15 protein-coding genes and 2 pseudogenes are annotated in these 19,972 nt (G+C 33.3%); 7 read left to right on the forward strand and 10 right to left on the reverse strand.

Annotation, left to right across the window (positions count from 1 at the left end):
- Positions 1 to 270 precede the first annotated feature (270 nt).
- Positions 271 to 1,116, reverse strand: a complete 846-nt coding sequence (locus tag ACP7BT_RS09980; protein ID WP_041080191.1) for a CatB-related O-acetyltransferase — start codon at positions 1,114 to 1,116, stop codon at positions 271 to 273.
- Between the two features lie 860 nt (positions 1,117 to 1,976).
- Between ACP7BT_RS09980 and ACP7BT_RS09985 the strand changes: the two genes are divergently transcribed.
- On the forward strand, positions 1,977 to 2,147 hold the full coding sequence (locus tag ACP7BT_RS09985) for a hypothetical protein (RefSeq protein WP_228482893.1): 171 nt from the start codon (positions 1,977 to 1,979) through the stop codon (positions 2,145 to 2,147).
- 459 nt (positions 2,148 to 2,606) lie between these two features.
- On the opposite strand, the gene ACP7BT_RS09990 is transcribed toward ACP7BT_RS09985, so the two are convergent.
- Positions 2,607 to 3,410 (reverse strand): alpha/beta hydrolase, encoded by an 804-nt coding sequence (locus ACP7BT_RS09990; protein ID WP_412179184.1) that lies wholly within the window; start codon positions 3,408 to 3,410, stop codon positions 2,607 to 2,609.
- Between the two features lie 269 nt (positions 3,411 to 3,679).
- Here ACP7BT_RS09990 and ACP7BT_RS09995 point away from each other — a divergent pair, with 269 nt between their 5' ends.
- On the forward strand, positions 3,680 to 4,408 hold the full coding sequence (locus ACP7BT_RS09995) for an NAD-dependent protein deacylase (RefSeq protein ID WP_041080192.1): 729 nt from the start codon (positions 3,680 to 3,682) through the stop codon (positions 4,406 to 4,408).
- Positions 4,409 to 4,573: 165 nt separating this feature from the next.
- Here the strand turns inward: ACP7BT_RS09995 and ACP7BT_RS10000 are convergent, their stop codons facing one another.
- From ACP7BT_RS10000 to ACP7BT_RS10020, 5 genes and pseudogenes are all read right to left on the reverse strand, one after another.
- Positions 4,574 to 5,878 (reverse strand): LLM class flavin-dependent oxidoreductase, encoded by a 1,305-nt coding sequence (locus ACP7BT_RS10000; protein ID WP_011302092.1) that lies wholly within the window; start codon positions 5,876 to 5,878, stop codon positions 4,574 to 4,576.
- 272 nt (positions 5,879 to 6,150) lie between these two features.
- Entirely contained in the window at positions 6,151 to 6,531 is a 381-nt protein-coding gene (locus ACP7BT_RS10005; protein WP_228161046.1) for a YbgA family protein, read from the reverse strand.
- A gap of 99 nt (positions 6,532 to 6,630) precedes the next feature.
- The gene (locus tag ACP7BT_RS10010) at positions 6,631 to 7,293 is read right to left on the reverse strand and encodes an ABC transporter ATP-binding protein (protein WP_002482042.1); all 663 of its coding nucleotides are present in this window, start codon (positions 7,291 to 7,293) and stop codon (positions 6,631 to 6,633) included.
- An 18-nt stretch (positions 7,294 to 7,311) separates the two neighbouring features.
- Positions 7,312 to 8,361, reverse strand: a complete 1,050-nt coding sequence (locus ACP7BT_RS10015) for an ABC transporter permease (protein ID WP_037537402.1) — start codon at positions 8,359 to 8,361, stop codon at positions 7,312 to 7,314.
- A 311-nt stretch (positions 8,362 to 8,672) separates the two neighbouring features.
- Positions 8,673 to 9,861 (reverse strand): annotated as a pseudogene (locus tag ACP7BT_RS10020) (MFS transporter).
- Positions 9,862 to 10,032: 171 nt separating this feature from the next.
- Between ACP7BT_RS10020 and ACP7BT_RS10025 the strand changes: the two are divergent.
- A pseudogene (locus tag ACP7BT_RS10025) lies at positions 10,033 to 10,902 on the forward strand (LysR family transcriptional regulator).
- A 367-nt stretch (positions 10,903 to 11,269) separates the two neighbouring features.
- Here the strand turns inward: ACP7BT_RS10025 and ACP7BT_RS10030 are convergent.
- Genes ACP7BT_RS10030 through alsS form a run of 3 tightly spaced genes read right to left on the reverse strand, consistent with a single transcriptional unit; the run spans position 11,270 to position 15,319 of the window.
- A complete protein-coding gene (locus ACP7BT_RS10030) occupies positions 11,270 to 12,874 on the reverse strand; it encodes an L-lactate permease (RefSeq protein WP_041080197.1) in 1,605 nt (534 codons plus the stop codon).
- A gap of 17 nt (positions 12,875 to 12,891) precedes the next feature.
- On the reverse strand, positions 12,892 to 13,596 hold the full coding sequence (gene budA, locus ACP7BT_RS10035) for an acetolactate decarboxylase (RefSeq protein ID WP_041080199.1): 705 nt from the start codon (positions 13,594 to 13,596) through the stop codon (positions 12,892 to 12,894).
- 58 nt (positions 13,597 to 13,654) lie between these two features.
- Positions 13,655 to 15,319 (reverse strand): acetolactate synthase AlsS, encoded by a 1,665-nt coding sequence (alsS, locus tag ACP7BT_RS10040; protein ID WP_041080201.1) that lies wholly within the window; start codon positions 15,317 to 15,319, stop codon positions 13,655 to 13,657.
- 763 nt (positions 15,320 to 16,082) lie between these two features.
- Between alsS and lqo the strand changes: the two genes are divergently transcribed.
- The 4 genes from lqo to ACP7BT_RS10060 all read left to right on the forward strand — a co-directional run bounded on the left by lqo (position 16,083) and on the right by ACP7BT_RS10060 (position 19,802).
- Positions 16,083 to 17,579, forward strand: coding sequence for an L-lactate dehydrogenase (quinone) (gene lqo / locus ACP7BT_RS10045; RefSeq protein ID WP_002482034.1), 1,497 nt, complete (start codon positions 16,083 to 16,085; stop codon positions 17,577 to 17,579).
- Between the two features lie 39 nt (positions 17,580 to 17,618).
- The gene (locus tag ACP7BT_RS10050; RefSeq protein WP_075340018.1) at positions 17,619 to 17,720 is read left to right on the forward strand and encodes an SE2200 family small protein; all 102 of its coding nucleotides are present in this window, start codon (positions 17,619 to 17,621) and stop codon (positions 17,718 to 17,720) included.
- A 278-nt stretch (positions 17,721 to 17,998) separates the two neighbouring features.
- Positions 17,999 to 19,252 carry an ATP-grasp domain-containing protein gene (locus ACP7BT_RS10055; protein ID WP_041080203.1) on the forward strand — a complete coding sequence of 418 codons (1,254 nt, stop codon included), beginning with the start codon at positions 17,999 to 18,001 and terminating at the stop codon, positions 19,250 to 19,252.
- Between the two features lie 163 nt (positions 19,253 to 19,415).
- A complete protein-coding gene (locus tag ACP7BT_RS10060) occupies positions 19,416 to 19,802 on the forward strand; it encodes a hypothetical protein (protein ID WP_235304928.1) in 387 nt (128 codons plus the stop codon).
- Positions 19,803 to 19,972: the final 170 nt, after the last annotated feature.

Raw genomic sequence — 19,972 nt, forward strand, 5'->3', positions numbered from 1 at the left:
CAATACACACTATAACCAATCCATTCTAAACTTAATCCTTTCCAGCCCGAAACGGGACAGCAAACCTGATTTAATTCAGCTGCTGTCCCGTTTTTTATTAAGTAAAGTATTATATGTATAAAATTAGCAACTAATTATAACATTCATAATTGACCTTGATTCCCCTTTGTTAACTCGCATATTAACAAATAAAAATGGTACACGAAACCAATTAATAGGACTCCGTGTACCATCTTCACTTTTATACAATTCATACATCCACATTTGAAATTATTCCTCTGAACTTTTTTCAATATCTAAAAAGTCTTTTACTGATATGGTTGTAGGACGAAATGGCTGAATTTGATTTGTAGACACAAGTTTTTCTACTTTTTCTAAAAATACCTCAATCGAATCGTCTGCAGTCACGCCTTTGAAATCTGCAAATCCATATTGCCACCATTTTAATTTAAGTAATCTTTCAATAATATGTGCTTCAAATCGATATCTTATTACTTTAGCGGGATTACCACCCACAATTGCATAAGGTGGCACATTTTTGGTAACCACTGAACCAGCTGCTACTATCGCACCATCACCGACAGCGATACCTTTTGAAGAAAACAATACATCTTGTCCAATCCATACATCATTCCCAATAACTATCGGCTCCATGCCACCGACTGTTGAGGGGCGATGATCGAATTCAACGCCTGCCGCATCAAGATAGTCATTAAATGCACAAGTATTTTTACTGTAAGTTAACATTGACGTTGTAAAACGTTCCATCGGGTGATTGCCAGCCATTCTTCTAACTTGAGCAGCGATTGAGCTATAGCGACCAACGATTGTATTAGCTGGTAATTGACTATTCGTTGAACTAAAAGCACCCATAGTATGAAACACATTTCCTACAAAAAATATTGCATATTGTTCAATTTGTGCATAATTTGCTACTTTTAATGGGTGGTTATTTGACAACCTGAATTTTCCTTGCGCACTCGACATGGTATAAACATTATTATCAAAAAAGAGTTCCTTGTATGTTGGATTGACGTTGAATGTATTACAAGCATGCGATGATGTATCCACTAAATTATCTGTAAAAAATGTAATTCCCTTAATCTCTGTTGACATTACAAACCTCCACAATGATTCATTACTTAAGGTATATGTGTCCGTATGCATCTCTATAATATATAAGCCAGGTCATATTATTCCTTAGATTAATATTAAATTATTTTTTAGTTGTTTTCTACCTTAAATTGGTGTTTTACGAAAGATATATCCAATAAAAAAGAATAACCACTTTTAAATTGAGGTGCGTCATTTGTATATAAGCTTGTTTGCCCTTTATATATTAAAAGCAATTATTTAAAATATGATTTTGTGTAAAACACTATAATGATAACATTGAAGTGAGCATCTCCTAGCGACTGATATAATGTTTTATAAAATCGTTTAATTCTTGAAGCACTTTCTTCTCCTTGTGATCAGACATCCCTATGACGCCTTTTTAAATCAAATTATTCTTTACTAATATTTAATTTATTAGCTAGAGTAATTATTGTTCAAGAAATTTGTTTAATAATAAATGTATTATGCATAAATTATCACAATAAAAAGATTTTTGACAACTAATTATGTATCATGTGTGTATAATTGAATCATAACAAATAGAATCAATTATACAATTCATAAGTAGTACAATATGAGAAATAATACTTATTTTATTGAAAGTGGGTTATAAGAAAGGTGTAATCACGATGGATTGACGTATTGTAAAAACAAGAAAGACCATTAATGATAGTTTTTATGAGCTTTTTGAACAGAAAGATTTTGATAAAATTACAGTAAAAGATATTACAGAACACGCGCAAATCGGGAGAAAAACATTTTATCTACATTATATTGATAAATATGACTTATTAGACCGTATTGTCGATAAAAAATTCGAAGCGCTCGAAGAAATTTGTGAAGCCAAAAAAGAACTCGGTATGCAACAGGGAGTTAAAATTTGGTTTGCGTTTTTTGAAGAAAACAAAGCGTTTTTCACAAAACTTTTCAGTATCCAATATTCTGATAAATATAAGAAAAATTTGCGTACTTTTATGGAAAAAGAATTCGAGAAAAAAATTCCTTATGAAGAAGGCTTAAATCAAAAATAGATGACTATGTATACCTTACATTTATTAGTAACGGCATGGTGCGCCTTATCGATTTATACCTCGGTGCAGACTCACCATACCAAGAAACATTAATTTCCGAAGTTTCTAAGTTAATGCAAATCATTACTGACCCGAACATAGGCTCAGAACAATAAAATTGTCTGATCCTTAACAACTTATATTAAATATGTTGCTAAGCTAATAGCAACCAACTCATTACACAGCCTAAACATAAAAATACATTACGTGAACACCTTTAACGACATAATGAAAAGTTAAACACTTCGACCTCGCTATCTCTACTTTGAAGCTTAACAATGATAATACGACAAAATATAAAAGACCTAGGCAACGCACTTTCCATGCATTTCCAGGTCTTTTATACTGTATAATTTATCCATAACAATAAACCAATTCACGCTTTATAAATTTTCAATTCTAACCCTTAAATGTTTAATTTTATGACGTTCCCCATAAATACTTAATAATTTCATTAGCGACATCTCTATTCTCGTGTAATTGGCTATGTTGTGCCTGCTTACCATGATATTTTGATTCTTGATAACTTTCCGGACTACTGCTCAATAAATCTTTCAATGACTTTGAAGAACTGTTCGATACACGACCGTCAGAGTGCGTGCCGTCTTCAAGATCACCATAAATATTCAACACTTTAATCTGTTTGCCTTGATAAATTGCTTTCAATTCACGCAATTGCTGATACGGTGGATTCATGCGACTTGGTTTCCCTTCTTTATCCACACTGATTTCGTTAACTTGTTCGTTCATATTTAAGACACCATTAAATGTCCCCGCAATATTTACTTGTTTATTCAAACGTGGTAGAGAGGCATCGTTACCATAATTCAGCATATACGTCGCAAATGATAAATTTCCCATAGAGTGACCTACAAAATTGAATTGTTTGAATTGATATTCCTTTTGTAGGGCTACCAGAACATTTTTAAACCATTTTGCATTTTTATCGTAGTCACCGTCTTTATTATTTTCCAATTCAACTTTCACTATAGGATTGATGGCATTTTTGTTTAACTGACCTTTAAACGCGACGTTACCATTTTCAGATACCACTGCGGTGATGACATCGTGAGTGACGCCTTTGTTTTCAGCTTGTTGCACCAGGAACTTCTCTGAATTGGCACTGCCACCATACCCATGTAAAAATAATGTAGGTATCGGATGATTCACGAATTTTGAGTGTGTTACCTGTTTTGATGGCTTTTGACTTACAAAGACTGCCATCACAATCCCTACTACAATAACTATCGCTATGATACTTGCTCCCCAAATCCACAATTTCTTCACTAAAATAACCTCGGTTCTCGTTTTAAACCCATTATAAAGCATGCTTCATAAAATTGTCTTGTATCTGACGAACCTCTTTTGAACATCATTTAAATTCTCTTATATTTGCTAAAATACTTTCTAAAATTTAAAATTATATTAAAAGCGCAACGCATATTACTCGTATTTGCATCATATTATTTAAAATTTCCAATGGAGTGAGATAAATGAATCAAAATATTGAACACTTAAAAAAGATTATTAAAGATGCGAATCAGATTACATTTTTCACAGGTGCTGGCGTCTCTGTCGCAAGTGGCGTGCCTGATTTTCGATCTATGGGCGGCTTGTTTGATGAGATTTCAAAGGAAGGCTACGCTCCAGAATATTTACTAAGCGCTGAATACTTACAAAATGATCCAGAAGGATTTGTTGATTTTTATCATAAGCGCCTACTATTGGCAGACAAGCAACCTAATGTCGTACACGAATGGATTGCTCAACTTGAACACCATCAACGTTCATTAGGTGTTATTACTCAAAATATCGATGGACTGCATACAGATGCTGGAAGCGCGAATGTTGACGAACTTCATGGAACCTTAAACCGCTTCTATTGTATCCAATGCGAACATAAATATGATAAAGCCACAGTGATGGCAAAGCATTTACGCCATTGCGAAACATGTGGTAGTCCAATCAGACCCGATATTGTACTTTACGGTGAAATGTTAGATCAACAGACTATTTCTAATGCGATTCAAAAAATTCAAGAAGCTGACACCTTAGTCGTCTTAGGTTCCTCTCTTGTAGTTCAACCTGCAGCAGGTCTCATTTCTTATTTTGAAGGTCAACACCTTATTATCATTAATAAGGATGCAACGCCCTATGATCGAGATGCAGATGTTGTTATTCACGATGACATGGTTGATGTAGTTAACGCGATTCGTGAGTAATGAAGTTGACTAAAGGCTATATGTTGCGTTTGCACATATAAAAAAGAGAACGCGCTTTTAAACGGTGCGTTCTCTTTTTATTTATTTTTTATATGCAAATACCTTCTAATTAATATCGAAATGGATGCGATGTCGTCACTTTTTCTAGCTTTTTATCTATCCATATTAACTATGTATTTTTTGATTTAATCCCAACTTTTCACGTAAAGTCCCTTCACTATAAGCCGCTTGAATCAAACCTCTTTCTTTTAAAATCGGAATCACTTTATCGACAAATAAATCAAACTGCGTCGGATTGAGCGGTGGCATAATATTGAATCCATCTGCTGCACCACTTGTAAACCATGCTTCCATTCTATCCGCTACATCTTCAGCAGTACCAACGACGATATGATGCCCTCTTGCACCAGCAACGTGCTTCATTACATCTTCTAAAGTATATTCATTCTTCTTCGCTGTATCTTTGATTAAGTCTACACGACTTTGTATATTGTTTCCTTTTTCTACTTCAATATTTTCAAACGGTGTATTTAAATCGTAATGACTTAAATCTGTATCACCTAAATAAGAAGATAATAACTCTATTCCCATCTCTGGCACAATGAGATCTTGTAATTCTTGGAATTGCGCTTCCGCTGCCTCGCGTGTTTCTCCAATAAATGGAAAAATACCTGGCATAATAACAATTTCATGTGCATTTCCGTGCTTTTGTTCAACTTTATTTTTCAAATTATGTGCAAACGTGATTGCATCGTTGATATCATTTTGCGCTGTAAATACAACTTCTGCATGTTTCGACGCAAATTCTGTACCTTTTTCTGAAGAACCTGCTTGTACAAGTAATGGATAACCTTGAGGTGATGCTTCAATATTTAATGGGCCTTTTACACTGTAAAATTCCCCCTGATAATTAATTGGTTCTGGCTCTTTTTCACTAAAAAAGCCTCCTGCAGCATGAAGATGTTCCGTATTAACGCCACGCCAAGAATCCCATAATTGCTTAGAAATATTCACAAATTCTTCGGCTTGATCATAGCGTAAATCATGATTTGCATTCGTAGTGCCATTAAAATTCTTCGCTGTATGATTAATACCTGATGTAACAATATTCCAACCCGCTCTGCCATTGCTGTAATGATCTAAAGACGAAAAGATTCTCGCAAGGCTAAATGGTTCTGAAAATGAAGTAGATCCTGTCACAATCAATCCAAGATTTTGAGTTTCTCTAGCTACAATAGACATTAAAGAAATTGGCTCAAACATCGTAAACATATCTGGATGCGTCTTGTTATCAAGATATAAACTATCAGACACAAATAGAAAATCAAATTTAGCTTGCTCTAACGTTTTTGCTTGTTCAATGGTTTTCGTTAAATTCATACCCCCACGTTCTAATGCATCTGGGTGTCTACTACTCGCAACATGGTGACCAAAACCAGTTAAAAAATATCCTAATTTCATTCTTTTCATCTTTATCCCTCCACACACTTATTATTCCGATTTGATTAATAGGGATAATATTACCATTCCATTATTATAGAGTCAATTAGTTATATAAACCGCATATGAAACAACTTTTTTTAAATTTAAAACAAAAATAACGATTGATGCTTCATATGCATCAACCGTTATGATTAAGAAACTTTATATTGTAATGACATTAAAATTATCGCCCATACCATCGACTAAATCACACAGCGTATATCATAAACTTGAATCAACCATCGCGTTAGCAAATCATCCTATTTAAATGATCTATTTGCGATTGAAAAATTTTTGATTAATGTGGATTCCTTGAGATACGTAACATCATAATATCTTGTCATACAATAGATAAAGAAAATGAGCGTATGTGTATCGATTCGATCTAGTAAGTATTGTGCCTTCAGCTTTTTAAATAATGCTTTCTCTGAGGCGCTACAAAACTTTTTAAAATAACCCCATATATGGCTAAATGTATTGATTACCGAACCTTTGCTAGGCTGTATGGACAGTGCATAATCAATTGCTTCTTCAACATCTCTATATTCACATTGCCCTTTAAGCATTTCTCTAATCTCATTATAGCTTTGTTGACTATGCCACATGACCTCATATTTATATGCTTTCCATAACAATTCCATTTCATGCCTATGTTTGATTATGCTCATCCCCTTATTTAGAGATTATAACTTTAACTTTCACAATAATTTAATATCACCGTACCCATATTAAACCGTTATTTAAGTCTGTGTTAACACGCCATCTTCCATATGATAAACCTTGTCACAATAGGATGTAAGTCGTTCATCATGTGTAACCACAATACACGTTTTATTTTTTTCTGATGTTTGTGCTTTTAAAATTTCCATGACTTCCATCGCATTTTGTGTATCAAGCGAAGCCGTTGGTTCATCCGCTAAAATAATCGAAGGTTGTGTATATAGCGCTTTAGCAATGGCTACACGCTGCTTTTGCCCACCAGAAATTTCACTCGGCAGTTTATTTTCAATTGCTTCGAGATTGAGTTGTGACATCAACTGCTTGTATTCAGTTTGACTTAATACATCTTTCTTTTGTTTAGCCAATAATTTAAACTGCTGTTTCACCGTTAAAAAAGGCACCAAGTTAGTTGCTTGAAGTATAAAGCCAATCTCCTGCATCCGTGTGTTTGCTAATGCTTTCTGAGACATCTGGGAGACTTCCTTACCATTAATGAGAATCTCTCCAGACGTCGGTGTTTGAAGTGCGCCCGCCATAGTTAGGAAAGTACTTTTCCCAGATCCTGAAGGTCCTATAATTGCAATGAGTTCAGTTTGATTAAATTTTAGTGAGGTAGGCTTCACAGCTTCTATTTTTTGGTTTCCATCTTGGAAATATTTCGTGACATTTTTAAATTCTAGCATTTGTTATACACTCCTCATTTACCCTATCGCTTTCAGTGGATCAACTTTTCTTATCGTTAATATGGAGAATAGACTACCTATTAATGAAACAGCGATAAGGACAACCCCATAAATTAATAATGTTGTGGCGCTAAATTTAATCGGTACCGCACTCGGCAAGAACGCTCCTGTAATTAAGGTCAATACCAGTCCAATGACCGTACCAATCAAGGCAATGATAAACGTTTGCGACAACACTACTTTGGCTAAATAACCATTTGAAAAGCCTTGTGCTTTTAATACACCAAATAAATTCGTTTTTTGTAATGTAATAACATATAAAAAGATGCCAATAACTGTAGCAGAGATGATAAATAAAAATGAAATCATAAAGTTTAACGTTAAGTTTTGCGCTGTATAACCTGGTAAGTTTTTAACGAAACTTTCGATACCAATCGCTTCTAAATTATGATTTAAATCTTTAGACTGCCAATCTTTATCTTTTACAACAACCGCATTCGTCTTATCTTCAGTTAATGACGGATTAATATTTTGAATGGTTTTGTTATTTGAAAAAAGTACCGGAGAAGCATTATATTTAGCACTTTCACTAAACCCAACTATTTTTAACTTTTCGTCGGATTGTGATAGCGATAATGTATCACCTAGTTTAAATCCTTTTTCTTTTAACGTTTCATCAGCAACGACTTCATTATCTGCATTAAATTTCTTTCCATCAATCATATTCGGTACGAGAAAAGAATCATCTGTAACACCGAACATTAATGCATTTTCTTCATTATCTCCATTAGATACAATGACACCGGATTGCTTTAGCGTTGTTTGTTTTTTATATGTATCTGCAACATCCTTTTTATCAAACATTGATTGTTCAACCGTTTGATTCGCATCTTTGTTTAAAATGATGGCGTCTGCTTGCCATTTATCAATACCTTCTCTATTCATATTCATTAAACCACTTGCCAAACCTGATAATAGGAACAGCAAATAACTAATCATAATTAAGACACCGATAATCAGACTAAATTTCAATTTGTTACGCTTTATTTCATTCCATGCTAAAAACATAAACAACCTCCTTTCATTTATCTTATAATTTTTTATGTATTTGTATTAACAACTACGGTATATTCAGTGTACCAACTAAACAACTAAAATTACAGCTTTGTACATATCGTAAACTGATTGCGCTTGTATAACATAAATAGATGCTCAGGCTTTAATCAATTTGTTAGCAGCTGTATTATGTGTAACCATTTAAAATATATAAAAATCCCCTCTCAAGTTTGCACTTATATGTGCCATCATTGAAAAGGGCATATGTTAATTAAATAATTCAAGTTCTTGAAAATGGATTCAATATTTCACGAGGGGCATGATTATGCTTTTGACACACTCACTTTTCTACCATGTATGAAGTGATAGATAAAGAAAGTGACAATTAATAATACAGCCATTACTATATACATATTGCCTAACCCAATCTGATTAGTAAACAAACCTAGTATATAGGGCCCAAATCCTAAGCCTAAATCTAAACCGATAAAGAATGTTGAGGTTGCTCGCGCAATTTTTTCTTTTGGTACGACTTTGACAGATACCGATTGAGACGTAGACGTGATATTACCATAACCTAATCCTAATAAAGCACCACCAATTAATAACATCCATGCTGAATGTGAAAATGCAATAACTAAGAAATAGATAGCCTGAAATATAATACTAGTGTATATAACTATATTTTCATTTTTGCATCCATTAATCTACCACAAACTGGTCTTGAAAAAATTGAGACGATTGCATAGACAACGAAAAAGTAACTTGAAGCTGTAATTAAGTCTCTCTCTTGCGCAAAAACTTTAATATAATTAAGAATAGAAGAATAAGAAAGACCAGCTATAAACACGATAATGGCAATTGGAATGGCTTCTTTCGCGATAAAATCTGAAACCTTAAACCCTTTATCCTCTGCTGTTCTAGCAATTGTTTCAAAAGGTACTTTCATAAATATTGCCAAAATCAATGAAATAAAACTCAATACAAGATTAAGTCCAAAGATGACTTCTATTGAATATTGTTGCATTAACAATAAACCTAAAAATGGGCCAATGGCTGCACCAAGCACCATACTCAAACTAAAAAGCTGATACCTTCACCTTTTTTAGTTTCCGGTGTTATATACCCTGCTATTGATCCAGTTGAAGTTGTACAAATCCCAAATGAAAATCCATTAATGATTCTAACAATAATTAAAAATAATAATGAAGATTCTACAAAATAAAAAACACTGGTAATTGTAAATAATACAGTTCCAATTAAGAGTACCTTTCTAGGTCCTAAACTATTGATATATTTCCCCATAACAAATCTACCCATCAGTGACCCGACTATAAATAAACCTGCTACCAGTCCAGCCGAACTATCTGAGGCATTAAATTGAGACTGCGCATAGCCTGCAATTAAAACAATCAGTAAATACATATTCAAATTAACCAAAAAGTTAACTACAAAATTCATCGTGAAATTTTTTGTCCAAATTCGTTCCATATCTATTGTACTATTTTCCATAAAAAATTGACTTCTTTTCTAGTTACAGTGCCTTCCCCTTAAAAATTAAACGCAACATATATATTGTCTGCTCATATTGACTAAATGTAAAATAGTTTTTAGTATATATAACATATAAGTAATTACTTATGTCATTAAGGAGAGAGCCTTATTAACCGTAACTATAAATATATTGAAACGATCATCAATGAAGGAACAATAACCAAGGCAGCCAATAAACTCTATGTTTCCCAGCCCTATCTCAGTAGTTTTATCAAAAATATTGAAGCTGAGTGGAACATCATTATTTTTAATCGTAAAAAACATCCCATTACCTTTACGCCCGAAGGCCAACTTTATTATCAATATCTACAAGAACAAGAGCGACTTTATCATGATGTAACGCGAAAAATCACTAATATTTCAAACTTGAATTCCGGTTTTTTAAATATAGGTGTTACACCTACATTAGCGTTCCATATACTACATAAAATTCTGCCTAAATTTATGAATCTTTTTCCTAATATTAAAATTAACTTAATCGAAGGTAATTCCTAAGACATTGAAAAACAAGTACTAGAGGGTAAAGTCGATTTATGTCTAAATACACTACCATTATGGAATAAAAATATTCAATACACTCAAATCTATACGGAACCGATATATTTAGTTGTGCCACCTCAGCACCATTTATATAAAAGAATTCAACAAAATGAATTAAATTCCAATGAAATCATGTCACTCATATCTCACGATCACTTTATCATTCTAAAAGATAGATACGGACTTAAACAGATCATCAATAAAGTTCTAGAAACATACAACATTTACCCTAATATTATTTTAGAAACTTCAAACGTAGACAATGCCGATCGCCTTGCAATTTCTACAGGCGTCCTCACATTTATACCAAGTAGTTCTACTGAACATAATAGTGACGCCATTTACGTTGAATTAAATCAATCATTTACAAACACAGTAGTGATTGGTTATAACAAATTAGAAAATTTAACAAAAGCAAGTGATCAATTCATTGACTTAACACTTAAACAATTTAACTAAACCACTGCTAGCCACACCTATATTTAATTTTAAAAAGCGATAACTAACACAATTTTTATAGTTAGAGTTGGTGTATCGCAGTTAGCATTTTTGTCCAAATAAAATTGAAAATGTGTATAGAATTGATTGGGGAATCTTTAGCATAAATAATACTTTATATACAGCAAAACTTTGAGGAACACAAAAAACACTAAAGTCGTATGACAAAACGCCATCGACTTTAGTGTTTTTTAATTGGTTTTATAATAAATATTTTCCAGGAAATAATCTATGCGGTATTTCCACTAACTTTTTAACTTATCATACATGCTCATATAGATAAGTAGCGAGCATGATATGCTTTAATTTCGGTCTTTTCAAATTCATTTTATGAAATAAATAAACTACAAATAAATGTCCAAATACAAACGAGAATTAACAATCCGATACTGAAACGCATTGCCATTTTCATCAGTTCTGATTCTTTACCTACTTTATTAACTGCTGCTGTAGCGATAGCTATAGATTGTGGTGATACAATCTTAGCAGTTACACCACCAGCGACATTAGCTGCAACAAGTAATGAACCTTTTGTACCAATTTGTTCAGCAACAGAGGCTTGAATTGGCGCAAACAATGAATTATTGTTTACGACGGATCCCGTCATAAATACACCAATCCAACCAAGTAGTGGTGACAATAATGGGAAGGCAGCGCCTGTTTTAGATATGCCTTGTCCCATAGCATTACTTAATCCACCATATGTTGTAATTTTAGATACTGCTAAAATGAAACAAATGGTTAACACTGAAATCCATAATTCTTTAACTGTGAGACCCAGTAAATGACCAGCCGTTTTAAAGCTCATATTTTTCGCAATAATAATTGTAATGATCGCTGTAATTAAAATCGCTGTACCTGTTTGAGCAAAGAAATTGAATGTCAGTTCATTCGGTTTATTAGTCACAGCATTCATCGTACCCGGTACATTAAAGTTCACAACAAGTGCACTTAGGGCACCACCTTTTTCAAATAAACCTTTAAATGCTGGTAAGCTCCAGATCATCACAACAATCGTTAAAATGATAAACGGGCTCCATGCATAAGTGATGTGTCCAATAGAATGTTTAGGCACGGCATCTGCTTTTTCATCTTTATTAATTCTGAAAATATTTTTAGGTTGCCATTTTCTTGAGAACAATGCTAATGCAATCATTGCTACAAGGCCAGGGATAATATCAGCCAACTCTGGTCCAGCAAAAGCTGCAATAAGCACTTGTAAAACTGTGAAAGTAACTGCCACAACTAAAGTAGCAGGGAAAGTTTCTTTCACACCTTTAAAGCCATCCATAATATACATTAATAAAAATGGCACAACGAAACTAATAAAGCCTAACGTTAAATTACCAATTAACGCTACTTGAGATGTTGTTACACCACCTGGCAAATTCAAAGTATCCACGATAGCAATCGGTATACCTACCGCACCATAAGCACCTGCTGCTGCATTAGCTACTAAACAGTACATCGCAGCTTGCAAAGGTTTAAAACCTAATTGTGTTAATAGTACCGCACAAATGGCAATAGGTACGCCAAAGCCTGCAGCACCTTCTAAAAATCCATTAAATACAAAGCCAATCAATAATAATTGAACACGTTGGTCCCTTGAGACACTCGCGATACTATCTTGCACAATAGCAAATTGGCCGCTTTTTGTAGCAATTTTATATAACCAAACTGCCATGATTACAATAAAGCCTATTGGGATAATCCCTTGATAAAAGCCCTCTAAAGTAGCGCCGCCTGCAATACTTCCTGGTAATTTAAAGAAAGCCATAGCAACAATAATTGTAACGATTAACGTTGTAATTGCTGCATAAACACCTTTCATTTTAAATACAGTCAAACATAATAAAAATAATATAATTGGTATTGCGGCTACAATACTTGAAAGTAGCAAATTATTAAAAGGGTTAAAACTTTCAACTAACATATTTGCTCGCTACTCCTTTATTCTGCTTGTCTTATTTCTTTTGCAATATCTTTGTAGTCAATATCTGTATTTGTAAATGCTTCATCATCGACTGCAAAATGTTGTTCAAATGTTTCAAAGTTTTGAATTTCTACCGTAACATCTGAAACTTCAAAATCCAATACGTGTCCGCCAAAATTACGGTCATCATTAGCGAAATGAACATGGAAACCTGCTGAACCAATGCCATGGAATAATTCTGGTGTAAAGAAGCCTACAATAGAACCTTTGATATTTTCTTCAATTTGTTCAGGTTGTCTATTCGCTGAGTTAATCAATCTTGTATATGGTGGCTCTTGTCCTGGCATCATACGTACATGCATTTTTTTAAATGTTCCTGAAATTTTAACAGCAGAGAATAAATTTTCACTTAACATTTTTTCTTTAACTTCATCATAAACTTCTGTTGAAGATTTATTGCTCGTGCTATACGTTTTATCAGGTGTAAATCTTGATACGGTTGCATATGGTGATAATTCGTCACCTTTCAATTCTACAAATTCTTTATGTTCATTGGCATGATAAGCTTTACCATCAACGATAATCACTTCACCATCTGAACCTGTTAAAGTCGCAATACCAATGTCTCCATGTTCTAATAAATTATTGATTGAAGCAGTACCTTGTAAAAGGCCTGCCATCAATGTACCTAGTGTGCCGTGTTGATATAGTACGTTAGTCATAACTTTATTCACTCCTATTTTGATAAATAATTAATCATTTTCGCCGTTTGATTCGATATTAGTTAAAAGTGTCAGGTAACATATTTGTTGAAAGTTTGACATTATCTTTGTAATTCACTGGGATATCAATTAATACTGGTCCTTCAGTTTCGTATCCCTCTTTAATTGCCGCTTCTAATTCTTCTTGATTTGTTACACGTAAGCCTTTAGCACCAAATGATTCAGCATATTTAACGAAGTCTACTGAACCAAAGTCTACGCCTGAACTACGTTCATATTTCATTTCTTCTTGGAATTCAACCATGTTATATTTACCGTCATTCCAAATTAATTGAATGATATTAAGATTTTTACGTACAGCTGTTTCTAAGTCTTGTGCTGAGAATAAGAAACCACCATCACCAGCAACGGATACAACTTGTGTATTAGGACGTACTAAAGCAGCTGATATAGCCCATGGTAACGCAACACCTAGCGTTTGCATACCATTACTGAATAGTAAGTGTCTTGGATTGTAACTTCTAAATTTACGTGCCATCCAAATATAGTGACTACCTACGTCTACAGTTACTGTTGTATCATCTGATAATACTTTTTGCATTGACTCAATGACTTCAACTGGGTGTAACACGCCATCTTCATGTGTTGGTTTGATACCAGTTGATTCAAGTATATGCGCTCTTAAAGTTTCTAATTCGTCTAAATGTTTTTGACTGATAAAAGGTTCATCGACTTTGTCAGAAATAAGTTCGATTGTGCCAGCAATATTACCAACCAATTCTTTTGCTGGTTGCATATGATTTGTAATTTCCGCTTGAATTTCATCTATATTAATAATTTTAGTATCTAATTCTTTATTCCAATTGCTCGCTTCATATTCAATTGGATCATAACCAATCGTAACAACGAGATCACTTTTTCTTAATAATTCGTCACCGACTTGGTTACGGAATAAACCAACACGACCAAAGAAATGGGATTCTAGTTCACGACTAATCACACCTGCACCTTGGAATGTTTCTACAACTGGTAAATTTGTTTTTTCAACTAATTTACGGATTGCATTCGTTTCGTCTGAACTTGAACTTCTCATACCTGCTAATAATACAGGGAATTTCGCGTTTTTAATCGCTTCAATTACTTCATTAACATTTTGTTCACTTGGCACACCTAAGCTAGGTTTTTGGCAAAGTGCAATCGCTTGTGATTCAACCGGTGCAGAAATAACATCTTGCGGTATGCTTATGAAACTTGCGCCATTTTTACCTGAAGTTGCAGTTCTCATCGCATTTGTCATAACTTCTGATAATGACTCTGGATCTTGAACTTCTTCACTATATTTTGTTGAAGATTTTAATAATGCTGCATTATCAATACTTTGGTGTGTTAGACGTAATAAATCGTTACGTTTAACTTGGCCACCTAATGCTAATACAGGGTCTCCTTCTGATGTCGCTGTTAAAAGTCCAGTCGTTAAATTACTTACCCCTGGGCCACTTGTTACTAAGGCAACACCTGGTTTACCTGTTAAGCGTCCAATACCTTGTGCCATCATTGCCGCGTTTTGCTCATGACGCGTTACAATAAGTTCTGGGCCATCATCTTCAAGTGCATTGAATAAATAGTCGATTTTAGCACCTGGGATACCGAATACATATTCCACACCATTATTTTTCAAAGTATTTATTACCATATTTGCTGCTGTATAATTTTTGTCAGCCATTTTACATTCATTTCCTTTCAACATTTAATGCAAAAAATCATTAATCATTGCAAACAATTTAAATTATTCACTCAACAATGTATTAAAAATTTAATCTCATTATATTATTATGAAAAATTCATATTTAATACTCTAAATTAGCGCCGTTCACATTTGTTCCTATACCATGGCATGTTATAACGAATGATTTGCGCTGTAAATTGATTACATACTAATTATAAAACGCTGCAACATATAAATAAAATACATATTATCTATACAACCCATAGAAAAAAGTAATGGTTAGAACATGTGAAAGTTGGATAATTTGCGTGTATATGGATAACTATCATATAGGAAGTTTTTAAAATAGCTGTTATCTTTCCAGTTGCTCAATGTTGATATTAGAAAATTAAACTTTCCTATTTAATATGTACACACGTGTACATACGCACGTGCGTGAATAAATAAATGTACAAATATTTTGATAGTCGTGTTTGTTGAAGATTGATCGGGGTAAAATTACATAGAACTATAATTTTTCTATATTTAATTAGCAATGCTATATTATGGAATGTTTGTAAATTTTCTGTTTAAATGAAGTTATACATCAATCGAATAACAAAAAAGATATTTAAAAAATTTATTTCTCTCTATGTTTTAATAGTAGAAATAAAAAAGATTCCATATTAGAATGGCACCTATAAAAAATATGTATTTTAATGATAGGTGATTTAGTATTATACTATAGTTGCAAGTTGAGATAAGGAAAGGTGATTAGATAATGGCTACTAACAAAGAGTCAAAAAGCGTTGTAATAATCGGCGCTGGGGTATTAAGTACTACATTCGGTACAATGATTAATGAATTAGCACCAGAATGGGATATTAAATTATACGAGCGTTTAGATCGTCCAGGTGATGAAAGTTCTCACGAGCGTCATAACGCTGGTACAGGACACGCTGCTTTATGTGAATTGAATTATACAGTTAGACAACCAGATGGTTCAATTAACATTGAGCAAGCGAAAGAGATCAATGAACAATTTGAATTATCAAAACAATTTTGGAGTCATTTAGTTCAAAACAAAACAATCAGTAACCCTGAAGAATTTATTCGTCCGCTACCACACATTAGCTTTGTAAGAGGTAAAAATAACGTTCAATTTTTAAAAGATCGTTATGAAGCTATGAAAGAATTCCCAATGTTCGACAATATTGAATATACAGAAGATATTGAAGAAATGAGAAAATGGATTCCATTAATGATGCAAGGTCATAGTGCAGGTGACATTATGGCAGCTAGTAAAATTGATGAAGGTTCTGACGTAAACTTTGGTGAACTTACTCGTAAAATGGCCAAAAACTTAGAAAAAGAACCTAATGTAGATGTTCAATACAACCACGAAGTAATGGACTTTAACCAACGTAAAGACGGTAAATGGGAAGTTAAAGTACGTCAACGTAACAGTGGTAGTGTAAAAACACAACTAGCTGATTATGTATTTATTGGTGCAGGTGGTGGCGCAATTCCACTATTACAAAAAACAGGAATTCCTGAAAGTAAACACTTAGGTGGATTCCCAATCACTGGTCAATTCTTAATCTGTACAAATCCAGATGTTATACAAGCACACGATGCTAAAGTATACGGTAAAGAACCTCAAGGTACACCACCAATGACTGTACCTCACTTAGATACACGTTATATTGATGGTGAACGTACATTACTATTTGGACCATTCGCTAGTATTGGACCTAAATTCCTTAAACAAGGTTCTAATTTAGATTTATTTAAATCTGTTAAACCATATAACATCACAACTTTATTAGCATCAGCAGTTAAAAACTTACCATTAATTAAATATTCAATTGATCAAATCTTGATGACTAAAGAAGGTACTATGAACCATCTTCGTACATTCTACCCAGAAGCACGTGACGAAGACTGGCAATTATACAATGCTGGTAAACGTGTTCAAGTAATCAAAGATACACCTGAAAACGGTAAAGGCTTTATCCAATTCGGTACAGAAGTGGTTAATTCTGAAGATCATACTGTAATTGCATTATTAGGTGAATCTCCAGGGGCTTCTACTTCAGTATCAGTTGCATTAGAAGTATTAGAGAAAAACTTCCCTGAATATAAATCAGAATGGACACCAAAAATCAAAAAAATGATTCCATCTTATGGTCAATCATTAATTGAAGATCCTGATTTAATGAGACGTACACGTCAACAAACTTCTAAAAGCTTAAACCTAAACTATTATAGTAAATAGTAGTTTAATGCATAATAATTTTAAAGGATTGTGAAAAAAATGAAAAAACTATTAGTAGTTTCAGTAATCGGCGCTATCGGTTTTTACGCTTTAAAACGTTATCAAAAACACGTGAATAAAGCACCGAATATCGAATATTAAAAACAACTAACAATTGTAGGGCTTCAATTGAGAGTTTAGAACGACCCCCACTCTTAATTGTAAAAAGACTAATTCGCTTGAGCGAATTAGTCTTTTTTTATATTTCCAATCTTCTTAATCATGCTTCGAATTTCATTACACTTCTCTCAAACCAATTCAAAATACTCAAATTAATAAAATTCATATTACTCAAAGTTCATTCCAACTATATTCCAAATATAATTTTATATAGTATTATTTTTATATATTAATCATTACATAAAAATTAGGAGGCTCATATGACAGAATATCTATTGTTATTAGGTTCAGATCAGTTTTTAAGAGAACGTGCTTACGTTGGTGGCAAAGCAATCGGTGATTTTCAAATATGGACAGCAATTCAAAATGCAAAATATAAGTACAATGCGTATTTTGATTTTTGCATTGATGCCAATCCTTTAAGCTATGAAGAGATAAAAAAGGAGTTAGCATATTATCAAATTCAGGGGTACGAACCAAAAAGCATCGTCCCTTTAAATGATTGGACATTAGAAGTAGCTAATCAATTAAATCAAGACTACGGTTTGCCTTACCTTGAACCAAAGGTTATTAAAGCTTGCAGAAACAAGCACATCATGAAATCCTTATTTGAAAAAGCAAACATTCCTACAGCAAAGTCGATACAATTTAATGATGCAACAGAATTGAAAGAATGTATCAAAGAATTTACTTTCCCAGTAATTATAAAACCAATGGATTTTGGAGGCAGTGGTGGGGTTTACTTAGCAAATAACGAAAAAGAATGCATGGATGCCTATAGAAAATCGAAACAAATTATGGAGACTTATGCTGATACCTTTCATGTGTTTAAAAATAAATTTCTGATTGAAACATTTATTGATAGTGATGACGAAGTTTCAGTTGAAGTGTTGTGTGGTCATCATTTCTATGAGGTCATTACAGTTACTGAAAAATATTTATCTCCCAGACCATGGTTTACTGAAATGGGTCATTTAGTCCCAAGTCACAGATATAAAAATGAAGATATTAAAAACCTTGCAATCCGCACGTGTCAGACTTTAGGTATTACGCGAGGCGTTGCTCATGTGGAAATAAAAATCAAAGGCGACCAACTCTATGTCATAGAAGCTGCTGCTAGACCTGGTGGTGACGCTATAATGGACTTAGTTGAAAATGCTTATGATATGAATCCTTATCAACTCCATATTTCTATGTACATTAATAATAAAGTTAAATCAGCAGATATATTCACACCAAAACGTACGTCTGCTATCGCTTTTATGAAAGCTAAAAAAGGTAAGATACAAAATATTAACTATCCTGATATAGCCAATGATTCTGAAATAAAAAAAGTAAATTTATTAAAGGGGATTGGAGACAATGTAACCGATCCTGAAAATTGGAGCAGTCGTGAAGGACTTGTGCAGTTTAGCTGGCCTGAATTATCGACTACAAAAACTTTCAAACATATTCATAAAGCCAATGAACTCGCATCTAAAATTTTTGATTGTAGTGATGCGCATCATGACTAATTATTTAATAATTACTGCATTATACCGTTTTATCTGTTTAGCCTACCTAATTCTTTGCTTAGCAATTAGAAGTAGAAATAAGATGATGCATCTTACCTCTATAAACGAATCACCTCCACCCAAGTCATATGTAAAATTAATACATTATTTTATGAGCATGCTGATGTGGCCAATATTGGGAACAATTAACTTTATGCTACCTACGCTTACAACTTATAAAGGCGGTGAAGTTCATGAAGTCGCGCTATTAGACAGTGTTTTAGGTATAGGCATGGCTGTCATTGGTTTACTATTTAGTAAATTTATTTCAAATAAGTGGATGCATTTATTATTCATCCTCAGTATTGTAATCACTATCTCATGGTATGTATTAGAAGATATACTCTTATTTAAATTAGTTTTAATGTTACTATTCGGTTTAACCTTTGGTGGTGCTAGAATTATTTTCAGAAAAATGATTGTTACAACCTATGCGAGCCATACCGTAAAACACATTTATTCCCTGGGAAATGCTTTAGGCTCCCTATTCTTGCGCTATGTATTTATTTAAGCATATTGAATTTAAATTTTGTTTGGTTACCATCATTTATTTTATTAATTGTATTACTGTTTTTGCTTAAAATTGGACATCATGAAAGGATTTCATCGCATGAAAAATCACCTAATTGAAAAGAAAGATATTTATAACATTGTATATTACTCGCAACAAGAAATTAATGT

It is taken from the genome of Staphylococcus sp. Y174-1 (genome assembly GCF_049897865.1).
In the GTDB taxonomy this organism is placed as follows: Bacteria; Bacillota; Bacilli; order Staphylococcales; family Staphylococcaceae; genus Staphylococcus; species Staphylococcus saprophyticus.